Annotated in this window: 25 protein-coding genes and 1 tRNA gene; 10 read left to right on the top strand and 16 right to left on the bottom strand. The window is 46.0% G+C overall.

The features are described from left to right. Positions 1-738: 738 nt before the first annotated feature. Positions 739-2,265 (top strand): ferredoxin:protochlorophyllide reductase (ATP-dependent) subunit B, encoded by a 1,527-nt coding sequence (bchB, locus tag QUA34_RS15750; protein WP_190659189.1) that lies wholly within the window; start codon positions 739-741, stop codon positions 2,263-2,265. Positions 2,266-2,783: 518 nt separating this feature from the next. Here the strand turns inward: bchB and QUA34_RS15745 are convergent. From QUA34_RS15745 to QUA34_RS15725, 5 genes are all read right to left on the bottom strand, one after another. Continuing rightward, positions 2,784-4,076: a Rieske 2Fe-2S domain-containing protein gene (locus tag QUA34_RS15745; RefSeq protein WP_333388053.1), complete on the bottom strand. Its 1,293-nt coding sequence runs from the start codon at positions 4,074-4,076 to the stop codon at positions 2,784-2,786. Positions 4,077-4,330: 254 nt separating this feature from the next. Next, entirely contained in the window at positions 4,331-4,501 is a 171-nt protein-coding gene (locus QUA34_RS15740; RefSeq protein ID WP_333388050.1) for a hypothetical protein, read from the bottom strand. 15 nt (positions 4,502-4,516) lie between these two features. Further along, a complete protein-coding gene (locus QUA34_RS15735) occupies positions 4,517-4,792 on the bottom strand; it encodes a DUF5615 family PIN-like protein (RefSeq protein WP_333388048.1) in 276 nt (91 codons plus the stop codon). Next, the gene (locus tag QUA34_RS15730; protein WP_333388046.1) at positions 4,789-5,049 is read right to left on the bottom strand and encodes a DUF433 domain-containing protein; all 261 of its coding nucleotides are present in this window, start codon (positions 5,047-5,049) and stop codon (positions 4,789-4,791) included. Before QUA34_RS15730 ends, QUA34_RS15735 begins: the two co-directional genes overlap by 4 nt. Next, complete coding sequence (locus QUA34_RS15725) at positions 5,046-5,348, bottom strand: hypothetical protein (protein WP_333388044.1); 303 nt, start codon at positions 5,346-5,348, stop codon at positions 5,046-5,048. The genes QUA34_RS15730 and QUA34_RS15725 overlap by 4 nt, the downstream gene beginning before the upstream one ends. 145 nt (positions 5,349-5,493) lie before the next feature. On the opposite strand from QUA34_RS15725, the gene QUA34_RS15720 reads away from it, so the two are divergent. Genes QUA34_RS15720 through QUA34_RS15710 form a run of 3 tightly spaced genes read left to right on the top strand, consistent with a single transcriptional unit; the run spans position 5,494 to position 6,404 of the window. After that, on the top strand, positions 5,494-5,784 hold the full coding sequence (locus tag QUA34_RS15720) for a DUF1778 domain-containing protein (protein ID WP_333388041.1): 291 nt from the start codon (positions 5,494-5,496) through the stop codon (positions 5,782-5,784). 3 nt (positions 5,785-5,787) lie between these two features. Beyond that, positions 5,788-6,267 carry a GNAT family N-acetyltransferase gene (locus QUA34_RS15715; RefSeq protein WP_333388040.1) on the top strand — a complete coding sequence of 160 codons (480 nt, stop codon included), beginning with the start codon at positions 5,788-5,790 and terminating at the stop codon, positions 6,265-6,267. An 11-nt stretch (positions 6,268-6,278) separates the two neighbouring features. Further along, positions 6,279-6,404 carry a hypothetical protein gene (locus QUA34_RS15710; protein ID WP_333388037.1) on the top strand — a complete coding sequence of 42 codons (126 nt, stop codon included), beginning with the start codon at positions 6,279-6,281 and terminating at the stop codon, positions 6,402-6,404. A 90-nt stretch (positions 6,405-6,494) separates the two neighbouring features. Here the strand turns inward: QUA34_RS15710 and QUA34_RS15705 are convergent, their stop codons facing one another. After that, positions 6,495-6,701 (bottom strand): hypothetical protein, encoded by a 207-nt coding sequence (locus QUA34_RS15705; protein WP_333388073.1) that lies wholly within the window; start codon positions 6,699-6,701, stop codon positions 6,495-6,497. 159 nt (positions 6,702-6,860) lie between these two features. On the opposite strand from QUA34_RS15705, the gene QUA34_RS15700 reads away from it, so the two are divergent. Then, positions 6,861-7,067, top strand: coding sequence for a ribbon-helix-helix domain-containing protein (locus tag QUA34_RS15700; protein WP_333108327.1), 207 nt, complete (start codon positions 6,861-6,863; stop codon positions 7,065-7,067). Between the two features lie 449 nt (positions 7,068-7,516). Continuing rightward, complete coding sequence (locus QUA34_RS15695) at positions 7,517-7,975, top strand: hypothetical protein (protein WP_333331843.1); 459 nt, start codon at positions 7,517-7,519, stop codon at positions 7,973-7,975. Positions 7,976-8,370: 395 nt separating this feature from the next. On the opposite strand, the gene QUA34_RS15690 is transcribed toward QUA34_RS15695, so the two are convergent. Then, on the bottom strand, positions 8,371-8,748 hold the full coding sequence (locus QUA34_RS15690; protein WP_333048531.1) for a Mo-dependent nitrogenase C-terminal domain-containing protein: 378 nt from the start codon (positions 8,746-8,748) through the stop codon (positions 8,371-8,373). A gap of 470 nt (positions 8,749-9,218) precedes the next feature. Between QUA34_RS15690 and QUA34_RS15685 the strand changes: the two genes are divergently transcribed. Continuing rightward, positions 9,219-9,809: a rhomboid family intramembrane serine protease gene (locus QUA34_RS15685; RefSeq protein ID WP_333388035.1), complete on the top strand. Its 591-nt coding sequence runs from the start codon at positions 9,219-9,221 to the stop codon at positions 9,807-9,809. 123 nt (positions 9,810-9,932) lie between these two features. Here the strand turns inward: QUA34_RS15685 and QUA34_RS15680 are convergent, their stop codons facing one another. Further along, on the bottom strand, positions 9,933-12,821 hold the full coding sequence (locus tag QUA34_RS15680; protein WP_333388032.1) for a PAS domain S-box protein: 2,889 nt from the start codon (positions 12,819-12,821) through the stop codon (positions 9,933-9,935). Positions 12,822-12,872: 51 nt separating this feature from the next. Between QUA34_RS15680 and QUA34_RS15675 the strand changes: the two genes are divergently transcribed. The 3 genes from QUA34_RS15675 (at position 12,873) to QUA34_RS15665 (ending at position 14,312) form a co-directional block, all read left to right on the top strand. After that, positions 12,873-13,019, top strand: a complete 147-nt coding sequence (locus QUA34_RS15675) for a hypothetical protein (RefSeq protein WP_333233336.1) — start codon at positions 12,873-12,875, stop codon at positions 13,017-13,019. Between the two features lie 486 nt (positions 13,020-13,505). Next, positions 13,506-13,889 carry a hypothetical protein gene (locus QUA34_RS15670; protein WP_333331834.1) on the top strand — a complete coding sequence of 128 codons (384 nt, stop codon included), beginning with the start codon at positions 13,506-13,508 and terminating at the stop codon, positions 13,887-13,889. A gap of 234 nt (positions 13,890-14,123) precedes the next feature. Further along, positions 14,124-14,312: a DUF2949 domain-containing protein gene (locus tag QUA34_RS15665; protein ID WP_333085816.1), complete on the top strand. Its 189-nt coding sequence runs from the start codon at positions 14,124-14,126 to the stop codon at positions 14,310-14,312. Positions 14,313-14,617: 305 nt separating this feature from the next. Here the strand turns inward: QUA34_RS15665 and QUA34_RS15660 are convergent. From QUA34_RS15660 to QUA34_RS15625, 8 genes are all read right to left on the bottom strand, one after another. Continuing rightward, positions 14,618-14,694: transfer RNA gene (locus tag QUA34_RS15660), tRNA-Met, on the bottom strand. A 120-nt stretch (positions 14,695-14,814) separates the two neighbouring features. Continuing rightward, on the bottom strand, positions 14,815-15,768 hold the full coding sequence (locus QUA34_RS15655) for an asparaginase (protein ID WP_333084640.1): 954 nt from the start codon (positions 15,766-15,768) through the stop codon (positions 14,815-14,817). A gap of 181 nt (positions 15,769-15,949) precedes the next feature. Beyond that, entirely contained in the window at positions 15,950-16,450 is a 501-nt protein-coding gene (locus QUA34_RS15650) for a CGLD27 family protein (protein ID WP_333331831.1), read from the bottom strand. Between the two features lie 11 nt (positions 16,451-16,461). Further along, complete coding sequence (rsfS, locus tag QUA34_RS15645; protein ID WP_333331828.1) at positions 16,462-16,881, bottom strand: ribosome silencing factor; 420 nt, start codon at positions 16,879-16,881, stop codon at positions 16,462-16,464. Between the two features lie 138 nt (positions 16,882-17,019). Further along, complete coding sequence (gene yqeK, locus QUA34_RS15640; RefSeq protein WP_333331825.1) at positions 17,020-17,652, bottom strand: bis(5'-nucleosyl)-tetraphosphatase (symmetrical) YqeK; 633 nt, start codon at positions 17,650-17,652, stop codon at positions 17,020-17,022. A gap of 32 nt (positions 17,653-17,684) precedes the next feature. After that, the gene (locus QUA34_RS15635) at positions 17,685-17,921 is read right to left on the bottom strand and encodes a hypothetical protein (RefSeq protein WP_333084647.1); all 237 of its coding nucleotides are present in this window, start codon (positions 17,919-17,921) and stop codon (positions 17,685-17,687) included. A 337-nt stretch (positions 17,922-18,258) separates the two neighbouring features. Further along, positions 18,259-19,527 (bottom strand): WcaI family glycosyltransferase, encoded by a 1,269-nt coding sequence (locus tag QUA34_RS15630; RefSeq protein WP_333331822.1) that lies wholly within the window; start codon positions 19,525-19,527, stop codon positions 18,259-18,261. 162 nt (positions 19,528-19,689) lie between these two features. Beyond that, on the bottom strand, positions 19,690-20,127 hold the full coding sequence (locus QUA34_RS15625) for an ATP-binding protein (RefSeq protein ID WP_015178537.1): 438 nt from the start codon (positions 20,125-20,127) through the stop codon (positions 19,690-19,692). Positions 20,128-20,663: the final 536 nt, after the last annotated feature.

Raw genomic sequence — 20,663 nt, 5'->3', positions numbered from 1 at the left:
TCTCCGATTCTAAGCAATCGCTTGACTTTAGTGGAGCGTCACCACATCTCGTGAAAATACGCAAGTGCTTAAAGATTTATTTTTTCCGGTGATCGGGCCCGAATTTGCGGTGCTTCAAAAAAACCGGGCGGTGCAAATCTTAACTATAATTGGCGACCGAGGCGCTGAGGGAAGTAAGTGTTGCTTCGGAATCTGAAATTTTCTTCAGTTCTATCTATTTTGACCGATCGATTAACAATACTAACTGACAATCAAGCATCCAGGATACAAGCCCCCGGATTCATTCCTTCGCAGACTCAGGACCCAGAAATAAAAAACCTGTATCCGATAAAGAAACCCCCGAATTTATCCGTGGAGTCAATGCTTCCATTCTTTAATCTAAAATCTAAAATCTAAAATCGATTGACCGTTTGAACAGAGTAAATTTGACAAAAAATGCCGAATTATTGCACCTTGTCTGGTGCGCAGCAGCGAACTCTAGGGCGATAGGATTTGCCTAGCTCTGAAGAAAATTGGAGAAAAGATTAAGAATTATTGCCATAAAAGCAAGGTCAATTTGTTGGAATTACGGGCCAAATCCTAAGCAGCCAAGGCTTTTGAGCATTTACCACATCTGGAAATCATCAGAAAGTTACTATTTCTAAAGGATTCATCCGGTGAGAAAATCAGAAACAACCTTAAAATTTAGCAGTAATCGCCCGATCGGGCAATTCTCAACCAGCACCAGGAAAAATACCTATGAAATTGGCTTATTGGATGTACGCAGGCCCAGCCCACATCGGCACTTTGCGTGTGGCCACTTCCTTCAAAAACGTCCATGCGATCATGCACGCACCCATAGGAGACGACTATTTTAACGTCATGCGTTCCATGCTGGAGAGGGAACGGGATTTCACCCCGGTGACTACCAGCGTCGTTGACAGACACGTACTGGCGCGGGGTTCGCAGGAACGGGTGGTGGACAACATCACCCGCAAAGACAGAGAAGAGCACCCAGATTTAATCGTGCTCACCCCGACTTGCACCTCCAGCATTCTGCAAGAAGACTTGGAAAACTTCGTGGAGAGAGCTCAATTGGATGCCAAAGGCGATGTATTGCTGGCGGATGTTAACCATTATCGGGTAAACGAACTGCAAGCTGCCGATCGCACTTTGGATCAAATCGTCCAATTTTACATTAACAAAGCCCGCAAAAAAGGCGATTTAGTAGAAGCCAAAAGCGAAAAACCATCTGTCAACATTATCGGTATGTCTACCCTGGGTTTCCACAACCAGCACGACTGCACTGAGTTGAAGCGTTTGATGGCAGATTTGGGCATTGAAGTCAACGAAGTTATTCCCGAAGGTGCTTCGGTTCATAACTTAAAAAGACTGCCCCGCGCTTGGTTTAACTTGGTTCCTTATCGGGAATTGGGGATGATGGCCGGGGAGTATTTGCAAAAAGAATTCGGCACGCCGATGGTGGATATTACGCCGATGGGCGTGGTGGAAACTGCGCGCTGTATCCGCAAGATTCAGCAAGTTTTGAATGCTCAAGGTGCGGATGTTGATTACGAAAATTTTATTGACCAACAAACGCGGTTTGTGTCGCAGGCTGCTTGGTTTTCGCGATCGATCGACTGCCAAAACTTAACAGGCAAAAAAGCCGTCGTATTTGGCGATAATACGCACGCTGCGGCGATGACGAAGATTTTGGCTCGCGAGATGGGAATCCACGTTGTGTGGGCAGGAACCTACTGCAAACACGACGCTGACTGGTTCCGGGAACAGGTTAGCGAGTATTGCGATGAAGTGCTGGTGACGGACGATCACGGGGCGATCGGAGATGCGATCGCCAAAGCGGAACCTTCGGCAATTTTCGGCACCCAAATGGAACGCCACGTAGGTAAGCGGTTGGATATTCCCTGCGGCGTAATTGCTGCACCGATTCACGTCCAAAATTTCCCGATCGGCTACAAGCCATTTTTGGGTTATGAAGGCACGAATCAGTGCGTAGATTTGGTGTACAATTCCTTCACTTTGGGAATGGAAGACCACTTGCTGGAAATCTTCGGCGGCCACGATACCAAGGAAGTGATTACGAAGGGAATTTCGGCTGACTCTGATATGGGTTGGACGAAGGATGGACAGGCTGAGTTGAATAAAATCCCTGGTTTTGTGCGGGGTAAGGTGAAGCGGAATACTGAGAAGTTCGCGCGCGATCGGGGGATTGATAAGATTACCGTTGAGGTGTTGTACGCAGCGAAGGAATCTGTCGGCGCGTAGTTTGGATTGCGGTAAGGGCATCTCTTGTGGATGCCCTTGCCGATCTATAAAATCTTGGACAGATATCTTTCAACCCTTAATTTTGGAATTACTTCAGTGATGTTGAGAAGGAAGATTATTTCAGCATTAATTGGAACTGGTCTTATTACCGGAACCGTTTATCTTGGCATTCAGTCGGGAAAAGATAATCGTTTTCTGGCGTTGTTGATTCACGGTATGAATCAACTTTTCTCGGAAGTTACAAAACTCACTATACTTGGTTTATAGCCCTTCGGGAATCTTGAATTCATACCTGTATTCAGCAATGCCAAGGTTTGGCGTTGCTGAATACAGGTATGAATCACCTTTTCTCGGAAGTTACAAAACTCACTATACTTCGTTTATAGCCCTTCCGACATCTTGAATTCATACTTGTATGCAGCAACGCCTTAAACTTGATGGCTTGCATGAAAGTTGTTTTTATTTCTTGGTTCTACCTGAACTATAGCGTTTCCTAGAAAAGTGCCTGAAAATTGCTTTTATCTGTGTGCATGGATGTAGTCCACAAAGTAAAATCTAGGACTAAGCCAGAATCTCAGCCAAGCGTAAGCTCCTAGACCTAGCAGTGCTATCACAATTAAGGGTAAACCCAGATTAAGTTGCAATTCATCGGGAAGGAGAGCTACAGCGCCAACAGTAATCACAAAGTAGACTAAAAGCAATGCTTGTAAGCGTTGCACGACCAAAAGTGCTTTTCGACAGCTACTACAATGTTGGGTGTGTTGTTTGTAGCGATCGAGCGTTTGTTGGCGATCGTTATTGATGTTCCGTGTCGGTGGAACATTGATTCCAACTTCGCTCCAGGGTAGTTGTCCGTGACAATAGCGGTCAAACCAATTCCTAAACTCAATTACTAAACGGTCTGCACTTGTAGGTAACTTATAGGCAGTTTTCCAGCTTTGGGTAGATTTTACTTGTTGGAGAAAATACTCTTGCTGCTGTAGAAGAACCATATCTCCATCAAGAAGAACATTGCGATTGCTGATGTGATCCCACCAACGGGGTTTGAGATGATAGAGTGTTTGACCAAAGTTACGGGCAAATTGAGCGACAATTCTAGACTTCCCAGGAGACACAGGTATACAGTAGGTGATTAATCCCAACTGTTTGCTGCCATCGCCAAAACTGACCGCATATTCCAAGCGACAAGGTGGTTCAAAAGTGATTTTTCTTTGAAAAGATCCACCTATTACCGCTTCAATCAAATTGGGTGTTGATTGCACAATTTTGAACGCAATCGAGCTTGCTTGTTTGCGATCGCCCTGCACGCCGTGATGAGCAAAAGGAACATGACTCGGATCTGCCAAATTTTCCACAAGGGTTTCCCAGTCATATTCTAAATCTCGTACAAAAGAAGACCAAACAAAGCCTTTAGTTGCATCTATTTGCGGTGATAAAGGTAAGGGTGTATTTGCAGCTTGTTCGCTTGATTTTGCATCTGGCCAAATCCAGAGTAAATCCTGTTGCTGACGAACTGGTAGTGCTACAGCACACAGATTTTCTTTATTCTTGCTCACAACTTCTGGATTTTCCGCTTGGGGAATATGAGTACAAATTCCCTGTTCATCAAATTGCCAACCGTGATAGCTACACATTAAATTCCCTGTTTCGTCATCAATGCGCCCCTCACTTAGGGGCGCAAGGCGGTGGGGACATCGATCTAAAAACACTTGGAAAGTTTCAGATGATTTGGGTTTCCAGATAACTAAACGCAGTCCCAAAAGTGTTACTGAAGTTGGTTGCTTGGGATCTAAGTCTTCGACTGGTATCATAGGATACCAATGCTCAAAAAAATTGAATTCTGGTTTCATTTGACAAAAAATTAGGGTATCGGGGGTAGGGAAAGAAAAAGACCTCTAAGTTCCCTTCGGGCACGCTGCGCGATCGCACAAGAAATGCAGGTGTCCTTATATTTTACCCGAGACCACCAGGAAATTCATAGCGACTTGCACTCTATTTTGGTGTAGGGTGTGGGGTTCCCACCCCCTCTAGATCAACCTGCTGGGGATTTTGGGGTTCTGCTAAATTAAGCTAAAACCTCAGTCTGTAGTAGCGCTTTGCGTAATGCAGTTACTGCTTCTTCGGTCTCTACCAATCTGTTGAGAGGAAGTGCAATATCATCTTCAACCTTCAGCAGTTTAGCTGCTTTTTTTACAGCTTTTTGCTCTTCAGTTGAGTAATCCTCAGCGGCATCCAATCCGCAAATTAATATTTATACGGCCGCTGACAAATCTTGCGGTTTCGATTGAGAAGGCAGACGCGGTAACACAATCCCAGAATAATCAGAAGGATTGTAGCGGAGGCGATTGCCAAACCCCCTATCCAAAGTCACCAAACATCTATCTTCCCTCCGACATATATCAATTAATAATTCATCCGGTGTGGAAATCAAATTTTTTTCCCGTACAGTCGCAACATCATGGCCACCCAAACGTAACATCGAAACAACGCGGATGCTGCCCAAATTTTCATCAAGTTTTAACTTCACTTTAAAACTACCTTTTTTTTACCCACAGGAATTTCCACATAATAATCTCTTGCCAACTCAGCCCCATAAGCAATACAAGCCAAAACGTCTTCTCGTTCAATTCCCGGATATTCCTCAAGCAATTCTTCCAAAGTCATGCCGCTAGCGAGAAAGTCAAGAATCAGAGAAACCCAGATGCGATGGCCGCGAATACATGGTTTGCCAAAGCAGATATTCGAGTCGATTGAGAGCCGAGACAGTAAATTATTTTGAGTCATGTCTTTTCAATTAGATATTTTCCATCTTCGCGCATATCGGGAATAATTGTATCCCAATTAATCATTTCTTCATTTTTTCTTAATGCTGCTTTGACGACTAAAACTCCACCAACATAATGAACTTCGCACTCTTCATCCATATTTGCTGGTTGGCTGTTGCCAGTTTCATCAGGCGGCGAAGCTACTTCCTGCTTTCTCCGCTGCCATAACAGGAAATCAGCCAAGTTGAGGATTTCTTGCAGTTCGATTTCAGAGAAATTTTTCAGTTTGTCAACAATTTGTTCTTGGATAGGTATCACGGCTATTTTTTCCTTGCTTAAGACGACCGCTAGATTCAGTTTAACACGAGGAAGGAGCGATCGCGCTGCTCAAATCACGCGCGATCGCCCACCTGAAAAATTGCTATAATATCAAATGAGCCAACCTTGCTCTCAGTGAAAAAATATGTCAACCCCTACACAAACTCCCCAAACAAGCACCCTTGAGATAACTATCAATCAGGAACAAAAAGAACTGTTAGAAAAAGCAGCTACCCTGTGGGGTCTTAGTCTGAGCGAATATCTGCTCGAAGTTGCTCTAAATCTAGCCCAAGAACTGCCACTTAAACCAGAAAAGATCGTTCTTTCCGAACCCAATTGGGAAATTGTTACCTCAGCGATTGAAAACCCACCAGAACTTAACTCTAAGCTGAAAGCAGCGATCGAGAGGTATCGGCAAAAATACGATCGCAAATAAATAATGGAATGGATTTTTTGCTCTATAGATGATAGCAGGGTGATTCGGGAGAATTTTGATTGCGGTGTGCCGGAGTTAAATCAGTATCTCAAAAAATACGCCCGACAAAATCAAAGAAAAGGCATTGCTAAAACTTGGGTGGCAATTCCTCAAGACGGTGACGGTCAAGTAGCAGGCTATTATTCAATAAGTATGGCTGAATTACAACTAGAGTTACTGCCTGAAAATTACAGAAAAGGGTTGCCGCGTTACCCCCTTCCAGTTATGCGAATCGGCAAACTGGCGGTAACTCAATCAATGCAGGGTAAAAAACTAGGTGAGACACTGCTAGTCGATGCTTTTAACAGAGTGATTCGTTTGTCGGAAGATATAGCGGTTCTCAAAAAAGTGAGGTATGCCCACGGAGGCCACGGAGGCCTATGCCCACGGAGGCCTATGCCCTATGCCCAGTCGTACCTCATCTTTCTGAGAAAGGCTATATAGGAGTATTGGGAGTGATAGTTGACGCATTGAACGAACAAGCTAAGGGATTTTATTTGCAATACGAGTTCATTGCCTTAGAAGGCGATGAACTTTCACTTTTTATTCCCATGACTAGGATATTAGAAGCTTTTACATAGGTAAAAGACAAAAGTTTGTCTTAGCTTAGAAAAGGCGATCGCCCTTCTCAAACCAAGGGCGATCGCACGCTTATCAACTCACAACCAAAATTAATCGATCGGATCGAAAACTAGAGTCAATAGAGCACCGGGAAGCAGTTGTTTGAGAACTCGCAAATGACCCTCTGCATCAGACCAACTGCGAAAGCGACCGACAACGACCCTTTGTAGATTCGGAAGCAAACGAACCACAATCCAGGGTCTGAGACGTTTCTCATACGGCATAATAGGTGTATCTCCTTTGTTAATTGGAGCCATAGCCAGTCCTGAGCCCTCGGAAAGCATCGGACTGGCTTTTGACTGAGCCTTGATGGGATTAGACGAATTGTAACATAATAAGCCCAAATATGTGTCAGTAGATTTTTAACAATAGGGTAACAACACGATCGGGAGCGTAAGCTTGTACCATTAAGAGCGTTGGCAAACAAACAAACATTTACATTGAGCAAGCGCGTTCACGTTACCTTTCCTGATTACGTATATGAAGCTTTGGATCGATGGGCTGACAAGCAAGGCAGATCCACGGCTAACCTGATAGCCTTTCTCGTGGAAACGGCTTTATTGGAAGCCCAACAAAGGGGAGAAGTACCCTCAGGGCCTGAAGATCCCAAAAGCGACACGTAAAGACTTCCCTCGTGGGTTACGGGGGCGTGTCGCCCGATCGCACTTATCGAAATTGATGAAAACTAGCATCAGCGCCCGCAGTTGGCGCCCAATATTTAAAATAATTCTCTGCTTTGTCCTCGCGATCGCGTATTAGTACATAAGTCCTCTCAGCAATCGAAAGTGCCAGTTTTTTAATTGTCCGTCGGCTAGTCAGGTGCAGGGAAACTCACAGAAAAATATCATTCTCAGTAACGATATTTCGACTATACATTCAATCCTATTGTGGGGCGGGCTTCTAGCCTGCCCCTAAAAGCTTATTGAGAATAGTACCCCATCTCAGGGGAAACGGAAATTGCATCCAAGGATTTCCTCCTTGAGGCCAATTGTGAAAACTGTACTGTTCGATCGCCCTCATCAATCCAACTTACCTAGATTAGACGCATCAACATATTTTAAACGAATGACTTATGAACTTCACAGCAAGACTCACACAAACCAGCTTACTCGGTTTAATGCTATTTGCCAGCAATCCAGCAGCAACCTTGGCTATAGGACAATCGAACACAAGCACTGCACCAACAGCGTCTCGCACTCAGTCTCCGATTGAAACCATACAAATAGCTAATGTATCCACTCCCCAAAAACTGGTGAGGGATTTTTGTGCTCGCAAAAGACAGAAAGTGGAAAACTATTTCGAGACTAGCAACTTTCGGATTTATCTGTGCTACAACCACGCCAATCAACTATATTACTACGGCGTTAAAAAGAGTAACGGCAGCACAATTGCCCTGCGTGCTCGAACTGAAGAGGGGACTGGTTATGTGGCAAAAAATGGCACCTACGATTACATCGTTACAGGAGCCAGCCTTAGTATTTATAACAAAGGCAAACGCATTCTCGAACAACGAGTGATTCGCTCCCTTTAGTATTTAAATGCGATCGCTCTTTCAAGCCCCGACTTCTTCAAAAAGCCGGGGATCTAAGAGAATATCTGGCTTTTCTGCTGAGGCAGACAAAAGTTTGTGTAATTTAACCTCGAACTCAAATGACCGGCGCTTCGCCACATTTGAGTTTGAGGTTAATATCGTTTCCGGTTGCATCGGAATAATAAAATCGACTCAACAGTTAACACTCAACCATTCAGTTTTTCTACTCACAGTCAACAGTCAACAGTCAACAGTCAACAGTCAACGATAATTCCGGTGCAACCGGAATTGATATAACAGGTTTCAAGCGCCGAATAATCTCAAAATAAAAAAACCCTCCCCAACAAGGAGAAGGGAGGGTGAAAAGACAGTGAGAAATTTAATTTTTTGCAGAATTAACAATAAGGAGTTACATCTTCGCCACACTCGTCAGCCAAATAACATAAAGCACGAAAGCGCAGCCCTACCACTTGCTCGTAAAGCGGATTTAACTTGCACAGCGGCGGAATGGATAATAAAGTGCGATCGCCAATTTTGACTTCTCGCTCAAACGGACACTGGCTGGGAATAAACTTACACAGCAACCGAGCCAACTTTTGACTTTTAATTGCAGTGTTATCAAGCCATTGTTTTAGCGGATGCAAGGGGTCAAAGTGTGGCTTTTGACCGTAAGGTTGAGAATTTGTAGCGACATTAACGGCTGTTTCTTGTTTGCCAAATCCTACCCAATTTGGCAGAGTTCGGTAGGAGACTGTATGCTCAAATACGTTCATTTTGCTCTCTTCCTCTTTTATAACGAGGTGCCAATAACTCTTTGTAGAGCTTGTGCCATATTATCTACAATCAGTATCTACAGCATCTCGTTTGGCTTTACCGGATTGAACTTCTTAAATTAATGACTTAGGGCGAGAAAAGTAGTTCCTGATTTTTTTTAAAGACGGTGTTCGCTCTAAAAACTGTCCTCATTTCAAGCCCAACAATTGATTGATAGGGTAAAAATTCTGTCTTCTACGTTCTAGCTTCAACCTTCGGTTGACTCTCCTTTTGTAGTTCAATTACAATTGTGACGCATTCAGGTGAATTATCCTATACGTGAAAATGCGGAACTTTTAATAAAACTTATAATATTTCTAAATAAGCTCTGCTGCAAAAAACCGTGAAACCTCGACCCCACAATCTTTGCTCGCGATCGCCCAGAAACTTCTACAATGAGAAAAAATCGGTATCACCGCCCTCACCACCCATGAGTAACCCAGAAACCAAAGCTATCACCCGCGAATTGCAAAGCCACGCCGCCATTCTCGGTGGCTTCGTCTCCCTCCTCTGGATTATCGAAATTGTCGATGTATTCCTATTCCAAGGCAGGCTGAATGCCTACGGAGTCCGCCCCCGCAGCCTCGACGGACTTGAAGGCATCCTGTTCATGCCTTTTCTGCATGGCAGTTTTGCTCACTTAGCCGCCAATACCCTCCCTTTTGTGACATTGGGTTGGTTGATTATGCTGCGAGAAATTAGCGACTTTTTTATCGTGAGTGCCGTCACTGTGCTAGTCAGTGGATTAGGAGTTTGGCTGACTGGCGCGCCTAACTCCGTTCACATTGGTGCCAGCGGATTAATCTTTGGTTACTTCGGCTTCTTGCTGCTGCGGGGCTATTTTGAACGCAGCTTTACATCTATTTTGTTATCTTTAATTGTCGGTTTCTTCTACGGCAGTTTAATTTGGGGAGTTTTGCCCTCGCAGCCGGGAGTTTCCTGGCAAGCGCATTTCTTTGGCTTTGTCGGTGGCGTATTAACAGCCCAACTTTTGGGGCGGCAAAAACGGGAAATTAGCTAGGATTAGGACTTATGGTGTATCCTATGATCACCTTGGTTTATTGCTCATAAATTATCTAAAAGCGCAGGTTTTTTGTCAATAAACCTGGTTTCTTGTCTAACAATTGCGTCCCGGATAGCAAGACTAACTGCTGACCAATAATTCAACGCAGGCCGGCAAGCACACAGTAAAAACTGAACCGCAACCTAACTCGCTTTCAACGTGCATATCGCCCCCCATCATCACGCAAAAGTGACGACTAATAGTCAATCCCAAACCCGTGCCGCCATACTTGCGCGTAGTTGATGCGTCGCCCTGCATAAATGCTTGAAATAAATGCTGCAATTGTTCGGGGGGAATCCCAATGCCCGTATCAGCTACGCGAAAAATTATTGAGTCGGAAGGTTCGGCTATTTCTTGAGTGGTTAAGCTGTCATGTTTAACTCTTTCAATACAGAGGCTAATAGTGCCATGTTCCGTAAATTTGGCTGCATTGCTCAGCAGGTTGAGCAATATTTGACGAGTTTTGGTAATGTCAGCATACATCATGCCCAAATCGTCAGCACAATCAACTTCAAACTTATTAGAATTTTTATCTACCAAGGGTTTGACAGTAGAAACTACCTCGTCAATTAAATTGACCGGGTTGAAAGTTTCTAGGTAAAGTTCCATCCGCCCCGCTTCAATCTTAGAAATATCTAGAATGTCGCTAATTAAAGATAGCAAGTGTTTGCCCGCTGTTTGAATTTTTTCCAAGTCGGGGATAAAATCTTCGCAGCCTAAATCCTCAGCGTCTTCTTTGAGCATATCGCTGTAACCAATAATCGCGTTGAGGGGAGTTCGCAATTCGTGGCTCATGTTAGCTAAAAAGGCGCTTTTGGCTTGGTTTGCAGCTTGAGCGGTTTGGGCTACTTTTTGGAATTCTTCTGCTAATTTGCGCTGGGTAATATCTTCGGCAATACCCACGATGCGGTAAATTTCTCCGGTTTGGCTGCGGACTGGAAAAGCCCGATCGCGCACCCAGCAAACTGAACCGTCGGATCGCACTACCCGATACTCCTCATCATAATCGCCCCGCACCTGTTTCGCAAAAGCAGCCTTGACGCGATCGAGATCCTCCGGGTGAATAGCATCCCAAAAAGCCTCCGGTTCTGACTGCAAACTCTGACAGCTCAAATTCCATATTTTTTCGCAAGCAGGGCTCACATAAACTAGCTGCTTTTGATTGGGTTCTCTAATCCAAAATACCTCATGAATATTTTCTGCCAACTGGCGAAACCGCTCCTCACTAGCCCGTAACTTCTCCACAGCACTGTGAAATTCAGTCACATCCTGAATCAGCGATGCCACCCCAATGATGCTGCCGTCAGCATCAACCAAAGTCGTATTGTACCACTCGCAAAGAATAATTTTGCCGTCTTTTCTGAGGTTCTCGTTAAGACTGGTAACTCCTCCTTTATTAGTGAGCAAAGTTATAGATAGTTGCCTGACATACTCCTTAGCACTTTCAGGAACTATGAGATCGACTCCGTGGCGTCCCATAGCTTCCAAGCGGTTGTATCCAAAAATTCTTTCCGCTGACAAATTCCATTCCGCTACTTCAAAGTTGAGATCCCATTCAATCGCTCCCAAAGGAGTTTGGTGAAGATGGAGAGCCAGTTTTTGCTGCGAGTTTTTCAGAGAAATAATTAATTGATTTTTGTCGGCGATCGCAGATTCTACCCGATCTTCGAGAGTAGTAAACGACTCTTCCAATTGATCTGCCATCATATTAAAGGAGCGAGCCAGGACACCCACCTCATCCTCCCGCTCTACAGACGCCATCAAGCGGGAATCTACCGCCATCCCGTCCCATTCTCCCCGTGACAAAGCCTCCGCAGCCTTGCTCAAACGCCGAATCGGTACAACAATCCACCTAGAAGTTAGAGCGCCAATCGCCGTTGCCAGCACCAAAGCACCCAGACACATCACCACAGTATACCGAGTGTTGGCATTAATCCTTTCCATAAAATCGGCTTCAGGAACCGTCACCACAATCAACCAGTCGAGACCCCTGCTGTCTGAGAGTGGCGTCACTTGTAGAAATTGCCGTTGACCGTCGATCGTAAAATCTAACTGGCGAGATCTGTCAATTTTGTGCAAATCCCCGAAGCGTTCTGTCAAATAGCGGGCACTCGATCGAATTAGAACATTCTTGCTGCTGGTTGCCACAATCCGTTTCGCAACACCATTGCTAACAATAAATGGCGGTTCCAGAGTAGAATTTGCCACCAATTGCCCAGACCTTTCTACAATAAAAGTCTGTCCTGATTTGCCAATTTTTAGAGTTTCCAAGAATTGATTGAGCTTGGAAAGTGCCAAGTCAGAACCCAGGATGCCAATCAGTTTACCATCCTCGCCATAAACTGGTTGAGCAGCCGTAATCGCTAGTTTGGGAGCGTCAAAATAATTATAGATTTTACTCCAAGTCGGTTGGCCTGCGCGCACCGGAGCTATGTACCAAGGTCGGACACGGGGGTCGTAGTTGAGAGTAGTTTTTAACAGCTTGGTTGGTTCCTCCAACTCTGACAGCCCGTAGCCCTGCAAATTATAGCCAGTAGATTGATTAGAAATCTGAATTTGCAACTTGCCGTCGTCGAGGCGTTCAACTCCAATAAAATCTTTTTCTTCGGATGCGAATTGAATGTAGCTAATTTTATCAAAAATTTGGATTTGTTTGTAGAAGTAGCGTTGCAAACTATCACTATCCCGCACGTTCACAATGCCGAGACGGATGGCATCGAGATTGAGCTGATTGATTTGGTGTGGCGTTTCAATATAACTATTAATATGTTGCTGGATACGCGATGTGACTTCTGTTCGCAGTTGTGCGGCAACATCGTTGACGGCTATGCGCCCGTTCCGCAGCGACAGCCACCCCGTCAACCCTACCGCAGCGAAAGTCTGAAGGGCAAAAGGCACAACAAGGACGATGCGAATTGGCACTTTGCCCGACATTTTTAAAATCGGGTCGGTTAGATATTTGATTGGCATGGTAAAGCAGAACTATTATTAACCCACAACATTCGGGTCAAGTACAAATTGATGAGCGCAGGTTTTGAAGTTGAGATGGTTTTAGTAGGCAAAGTGCTGTTAATAACTCGGAATCTGCCGCTGGCAACTGAATTTTTAACGACTGCCACCGCCATCTTAGCGCGATCGCGAGCTTTGGGAACATTGGCATCGAGATGAATGCAGTATCAATCTTGGACGTACTCTACACGCTCATATTATTATAGATTTTGAGATTAAAGAATTAAATAATTGGGAAAAAGAGATTCTGTAAGGGTTTAGAACTTGCCTGCTGTTCCATTCTTTTTTTAGACTGGTATCTAAAACCTGGTGTTTTTAGCGTGGCGGCGGGCTGCAACGAACTATTTTCGTGAAAAACAACCGATGGATAGCCGCCCGTGCGTCCAGCACTAACTATTTTTCCCATCCTGACGGGGGCTAATCAAACCAATCGAGTTTTTGGTTGACTCATGCCTGAAATGAGGTATTTTGGCGTTTCAACCTGGTTGCTGCGTCAGTTCTATTTGACCGATAGCGCGATCGAAAATTATAAGTTTTCACAGCAACTGCAATTGATATCTCCACAAGCAGCTACTTTTGATAGAGTGCAACTTAATTGCGACTAGGTAAAATAAGCATAGTAGGATGCAACTAGCGGAGGCATGGATGATGAACGCAGTTATTGCTACTCTTGGCACTGCTCTCGGACTGAGCTCAATTTTTATCGGTTTGACCCCGGCGGTTCTCGCCCAACAAAGACTGCAACCAACGCCCCAATATTCGGAAACGACTTTATCTGGGGACTCGTTGAGGACTGTGGAGGACAGAACCTTAGACTCGGACTACCAAAACTTGATTGGTGAACCAGAAACGGCGGCTAATTCTGCTAGAAGGGAAAGAAGCTTGGGCGACAGATTTCGCCTCAAAATCGAGGGCCCATTGGAATTTATTACTACTCCTTCTGACGCCCAGCGTCAAGGAAATCCTTTACCTCCAAAACAAACCGACAGCGGTACAGAAGCGGGAGTTCAGCTTCAACTAGGACTTTAGCAATTTTAAATGAATTCATTTAAAGGAAGCGAGCGATCGCGGAACCGAATTTTTGATTCTCGGAGTTATTGTGACTGCGATCGCTTTTTTATCAGAGTTTTATCACAAGTTTTGTGCGGTTTCGATCACACAAGGTTCTCTATTGTGAACCTAGAATTAGACCAATTAAACTTCCGATACAGACCCATTAGATACATATCTTTACAATAGCGCATAAAACTGGCGGTGAAGGTGATGAGAAAGGCTCAACTGATCGATTATTTGCGGGGAGAGTTGGCAATATCGAATTCTGCGATCGCCGTTGCTCTCCGACACGGTGAACAAGATGCCAGCGAACTGCCGATGGTTCTGTGGCAGTACGGGTTAGTTACACTGGAACAGTTAAACCTAATTTTTGATTGGTTGCAAGCTCAGCCGGCTTAGAAATTTAAAATCCTGAGTTAAAAAATATGGATATCGGATTGCAATTTTTTGACACATAAAGCTTGCACAAACGGTCGTCGAAAAGTATAGGGTTGAGTGTTTAGGTTGAGGGAGTGTCAATTTGTCCCAATTAGAAAAATACAAATATACAGTAGGGACACAGCAGTGCTGTGTCCTCATTTTTGTTGCCGCCTAAAATAAACTGCTTTCAATCTGTCGAAGAGGCGATCGCACTCGGCATCAAATAGAAGCTATAAAACAAACCCCAGCAACTTTTAGGCTGCCGGGGCTTGTCTTGTTTAATTTGGTGGCGGGAAGTGGATTTGAACCACTGACCTTCGGGTTATGAGCCCGACGAGCTACCAGGCTGCTCTATCCCGCGTCGTTTTTTGTCTCTTTACTAATATAAACATATCTTTCTGAAAATTGCAACCCCTAAATCAAAAAAACTTTTTAGATTATGGGAGGGGTTGCTGAAATCGGCGAGCGAGTCTCGATCGCCCTAAAGCATCGAAACTTCCCCAATTACCTCCAAGCGCTTGAACTCGCTGAGAGTTAGGTAAGTCTCCGCCAGAGTTTCGGCGATCGTCGGAGTAATCCACCCCAACTGCTTGAGCAAGTGAATCGCCACAGCAAATTGAGCGCGCTTTCCTCCATCCGTCACCTTAATTGCCAAGCCCATGCCTTCGCCAACGCGGCCAATGCACTGCACCCCTTCGGCGCCGGACTTGCTCACCAATTCCCCTTGAGTCAAGCGCATCAGTTCCGTGTCAAATTTGCCCTCACCGGCAACCATCATCGGGTGATGAGTCATAGCGCGGACAATCCGCTCCATCTCCACATTGTCGCCGGAAGCCAACTTAGCGTACAAAGAGGCCATTTGCCCCAACTGCAACAAATAGGTAGGAGCGCCGCAGTCGTCACGAGCGCTGATAAACTCTTCGGCAGGCATTGCCAGCAACTCAGCCACTTTGCCCAAAATAAGCTGCTGGACAGGATGTTTGCGGCGTAAATAAGTGTCCAAGGGCCAGTGCAGTTGCTGGCAGACAGCCAGCATTCCGGCGTGTTTCCCGGAGCAGTTGTATTGCAGGGCGCTCTTTTTGCCTTCGGGAATGGGGCATTGAAGTTTAGAGGGGTCAATGTCGCAGCGCCACAGGACGTTAAATACCTGGCGCGATTGCTCGATCGTACCTTGATGGGAACTGCAAATAATCGCTAAATCTCGATCGGTCAATTCGTAGCGTTCTAAAGTGCCAGTCGCCGTCACCGCCAAAGCTTGAAAAGGCTTGAGTGAAGAACGGACAAATGTGGCCGTTTCCGAGTTACCGGCAACAGACAGAACGCGCCCGCGCTTGTCGCAGACAGCGGCCTGGGCGCGGTGCCTCGATTCCACAATACCTTCGCGCAGCAGTGTGACTTCCAGTTCGGGAGCTTGGGTTCGTTTTCCCCTTGTCATATCAATTTTAGATTTTAGATTTTAGATTTTAGATTGGGGCCGATGGAAGTTATGAGTTGCGAGCTGCCAGTTAAGAGTTATAAAGTTAATCTTTCTGCGATCGTTTCTCACTCATGCACTCCGTGTGCGTTGTTGGCTGTGGGCGGCAATCTCAAAACTCAAAACTCCCTTCCATTCCCGATTACAAACAACTCCAAGTTAGTCCCCCGGCAACCAGCAACACTGTCAAACCATAAAATGTTTGCCGCAGACGCCTGAGAATTGGTTCTAGTTGGTAGTTGACAATCAACTGATCTTGAAGCAAAACTTCGGGAGTTTTAGGCCAAGATTGACAATCGTACCAGCCAGACTCTTCGTAGACGACCGTGGGATTTGAAAGGCGCGATCGCACGTAGAACCAACCCAAGTAGAGTCGCAGCAAAGCTAATCCTAGAATAAAACCGGCACCTGCGGCACCGCACAGGACAAACTGAGCTGGATACTTGAGGGGAGCAAAGCTAGAAGCAGCTATCGGCCCCGATACCAAGCAACTCCAAGCCCACACCCAAGCTAGTTTGGCCAGGTATCCGGGCCAATTGAGTGTTACCCAGCTAAAAAACCAGGATTCTTTAAGTTCTTGGTATTCATTGATCGGTCGCTGTTCTTGCGGAACGGGACAAATAGAAGCAGAAACGTTTTTCACATTAGCAATCCTCACGGCGTGGGGGAAAAGTCAATGCGTTCGGCGTGTCCCCAGAACGCTTCTAAATTGTAGAACTCCCGCTCTTGAGGCTTCAAAATATGAATGATCGCGTCGCCGTAGTCCATGACGACCCAACTAGCGTCTGATAGGCCTTGTGTACGTAGTGGCAAGCGTTGCCACTCTTCTTCAACTTGGTCTGCTATCGCTTGGGAGATGGCTCGTACCTGCACGTTGGAAAATCCGGTGATGATCGCAAAGTAGTCTGCCAAATAGCATACTTCTGCCACCCGGAGCAATACAATATCTACTGCTTTGCGGTCATCGGCTGCTTGGGCAACGGTCATGATCATGCCACGGGCTTCGTCTGAGGAGGTGCCGCCCGTTGCTGTAGACTGGGCCCTGGAATATTCGAGTTGAGTTAGATCTGACATTCAGTGTTTAATTTCCTAATTGATAGGGTAAGGGGGAATCGGTGAGCTATTCGCTTTCGATTGTTGGCAGTTTGAGACGGGAAATAGGAGTTAGGTTGAAGCCAAAAGTAAGGACAGAATTTCTGGTAAATTTTACTTTTAACTTGTGATTTGTTCGATCGACTGCTTCGTCGAATTTCCTGTTTCCGGCGATCGAGCCATTTGCAGCGCCCAATTGCGGGTAAGTACGGTGCGGGGGTGGATGTAGCAGCGAGTTTCTAGCAAATATTTAACAGAATAATCGCTAGTTTGCCACACGGCTGCATAAAGATTTTGCCAGCTTGCCTCGCGCAGTGCTTCTAGTTGGGCTGTGTTGCCGCGGCTTGGCTCTATGGTATCTGCTATGAATACGGTACAACTGAGCTGGCTCATGTTTGGTCTGCCGAGGGTGTGATGGGCGATGGCGTCCAAAATTTCTCGATCGACCACCCCGAATTCGTCTCTGGCGACGATCGCGCTGGCGTCTGCGTGCAGCAAATGCGGGTGTGCTTCCAACACTGAGTCTAACTCTAAACCTTCCTTCTGGGCCATGTGCAGCAGCAGTTGAGGTTTGAAGTATTTTGCCAAATCGTGCAACAAACCGGCAGTTCGGGCTTTTGCTTCGTCGAGGCCGTAATGGCGAGCCAAGTCACCTGCTGTCTGTTCGACTCCCAGAATATGTTTGATACGGGCAGCAGGAACTCTGTCTGACAGCCAAGCTAGGACGTTTTCGCGCGCGGGTACAAGTGTCAAATATTAACTCCTCCATTGTAGGATCTACTATTTTAGCGTTTTGTTTTGATCGGCTGCTGTGTCGGGCACACAGCGGTGTGGTGATATCTGGGATGGGGAGGAGTGAAGGGGGCGAAGGGGGTGAAGGGGGCGATCGGCTGTTTGGCAGATACGTTATCTTTTCTGGTAACTCCTGGAATCTTCAAAACAGTCCCTACCTGAACAATTAGTCTAATGGGCTTGCTATTTTTGGTAATTATCTCATTTTTTCTATTTTTAGTCCGTGCCATCCAAGGTTATTTTGTCGTTTAGCCGCTGCTTGCTTCTCTGGGAATTTTTATGATTATTTTGTTAATTCAACATAAAAAATTCCCTAAAAACTTTAATCAACATGGTTGTAACGGGAAGTCAAAAGTCTTTTTCAGTAATCTGTATTTTACTTTTAATCGGGGTAGTCAGGGCTTTCTGGATGGCGGAGGAGACAGTTCTCATTCTCGTAGATAGGGGACTTAAATCGCTCAAACATCAGTCTTTAATTTTTTTGGTATTTACGTTAAAGAACGTTATTTTTGTACTGCTAGGAACATTTTGTGAGACTCTAACTAGGCACGGTTCCAATCGCTTATATTATTTGGGCAAAGGCGCCAATATTTTCTCAGCATGACTCGCTGCCACCGCCGCAAATAAAGCTTCATAATGATTCAAAGCTTCCTCAAATCCATAATTCTCCACAGCATAATTTCTGCCTTGCTCGCCCAACGCATCCACCTTAGCAGGGTGCAGGTACAAATCCTCAACCGCCTCAGCCAAAGCCTGCGGATCTTCCGGCGCTACCACCACCCCGCCACCGCTCTGCTGCACTGCTTTCTGGGCCGTACCAGTTTCAGGAACCGAAGCCAAAATTGCCCGACCGCTGGCGAGAATTACTTGAATTTTTGAAGGCATATTGAAGTTAGTAACGCGGCGCTTTTGTACGACTAAACTAACATCAGCAGCAGCTAACAATTCGGGCAATTTTTCTCGCGGTTCAAATGGTAGCAGCATTACATTATTAGCTTTGTAAGTTTCGCAATCTTGTTGCAAGCGCGCCAAGGCTGTTGATTCCCCCACAATTACAAAAGCGATTTCGGTTAGGTGTTTCAAACGAGCGGCTGCTTGGACAACTGTTTGCAAGCCTTGAGTGAGGGCAATATTGCCCGCGTAGAGAACGACAAATTTGCCCTTGAGTTTGTGAGTTTCTCGAAATGAGTTACTTTCCTTGGGTAAGGGGCGAATAAAATTGACATCAACCCAATTGGGCACGCACACTATTTTTTCCGGGGGTACTCCCTGAGAGTGCAATTTGGTGATAAAACCGCTGTCGATGACGCTGACTTGGCTGGCTGTGCTGTAGGCCAATTTTTCCAAAGCGTCAGCAATGCGAACTAGCAGTCCGTTTTTTTTGACCAAGCCGACGCGCACGGCTGCTTCTGAGACGATATCCTGAACGTTGAGGACGATCGGGCAAGCGCGAATCCAGCCGTAAAAGGCGACTGGGACGCAAATCGGTAAAGGGGGCATTGTCGAGAAAATCACGTCGGGACGCCAGCCTCTGAAAGCTTGGACGGCGCTGGAGACAACAAAACTGCCGTCTAGCACAAGTCGGTCTAGGAGGCTGGGGTGGGGGCCGTTGACGCGCAGATAGCTGCGCTGAATTGTGACACCGTTGTGTTCTTCTGTAAGGTAAAATTTGCCCTCATATTGCGGATAAATCCGGCGCTGCGGATAGTTGGGCATTCCTGTGACGACTCGGACTTGGTGGCCGCGCTTGACTAAGCCTTGCGCTAGTTCTGTCATCAGGGGGGCAATGCCGATCGGCTCTGGATAGTAGTTATATGAATAAATTAGAATACGCATAATATTTATTTTGAAGCAAATTGTCCTCCAGCCGCGTGCATCGAGCCTGTACCCGCAGAATTGCCGAGGATGTGGTTGGGTTCCGGGTAGGACAATAGGGGAGCGAGGGGATCTTCCACTCCTTGCGAAAGAAGCCGCCCTGACCGGGCGGGTATCACGCCCTCAGGTAATGTTTTTTCGCATTACCAGGCAGTTTCGGCGATCGTCGGTACGGATATACCGAAGGTCGTCTGTGAGCTTGTACATGAACACCAGTCCCCTTTCTCCCTCTCTGTCCAAAGGATCGCGCTGCTCTTGCATGATTGAGTGCAGCTTTGCTTCTAAGTTGAAGGGTTGACCCCTGTCCCAAATCCTAATTTCTAAGTAATCGGCAAACACTTTTACCTCAATGTCGATGGGTGTCGTGGGGGGCAAGTTCTGGTGAGCGTGTCGGACAGCGTTTGTAAAGCCTTCGTTGATTATCAGCCGGCACTGCCACCAGAAATCCGCTGGTATCATGGGCAAAACGATATTCTCCAACCATTCCAAAACGGATGTTAAAGCATTCAGGTCTGTTTCAACCTGCAGGTGCCACTCGGCCTTTGGTTGCTTGTCTTTCATCTTTCTTCCCCCTGGTCGGCCCCCACCACCGCTGTACTCAGCGCCGGAGGGAGAGAAAAAGGAGGGCAAGGTCTTGGCAACATATTAGTTAAGTCAAGCTTGAGTTGAAGAAGCCCGTTTTGCCTCAAGGTGAGCATTCCTTTCGCACCATTTACTCGCACAGCAAATGAGAGACTTCCGATACTGTAATCCGCCTCGGTAGGGCGTTTAAATAGGGAAAATTCCCGAGTCAGCTTGCGAGGAAGTGATTTAAGCTTCGACCGTGTTAGCAGTCGCTACTTTTCTAAACACAGGTGAGTTCTTCTCGTCCTCGAAAATCATGCTGGGATCATTTGAGTATGACCTCGAACTCGCCAATTGCTAATTATTAATGCTCTGATTGCAGAGCTGGCAACTAGCTGTGCATTTTCTGGGCGTGTGAATTTTAACACTTAATGCTAACGTAGGTACCGCTAGCGATCGTCTGCTTGACTAAGTATCGAGTTCGAGTTCCCGCCCCCCTCGTTGGCAACAGCACCTCAAAGTTCAGTGGTGGG

The sequence above is a fragment of the Microcoleus sp. POL10_C6 genome, assembly GCF_036701585.1.
GTDB lineage: Bacteria > Cyanobacteriota > Cyanobacteriia > Cyanobacteriales > Microcoleaceae > Microcoleus.
Note: the sequence above shows the minus strand (reverse complement) of the source record. Positions and strands in the feature narration are given on the sequence as shown.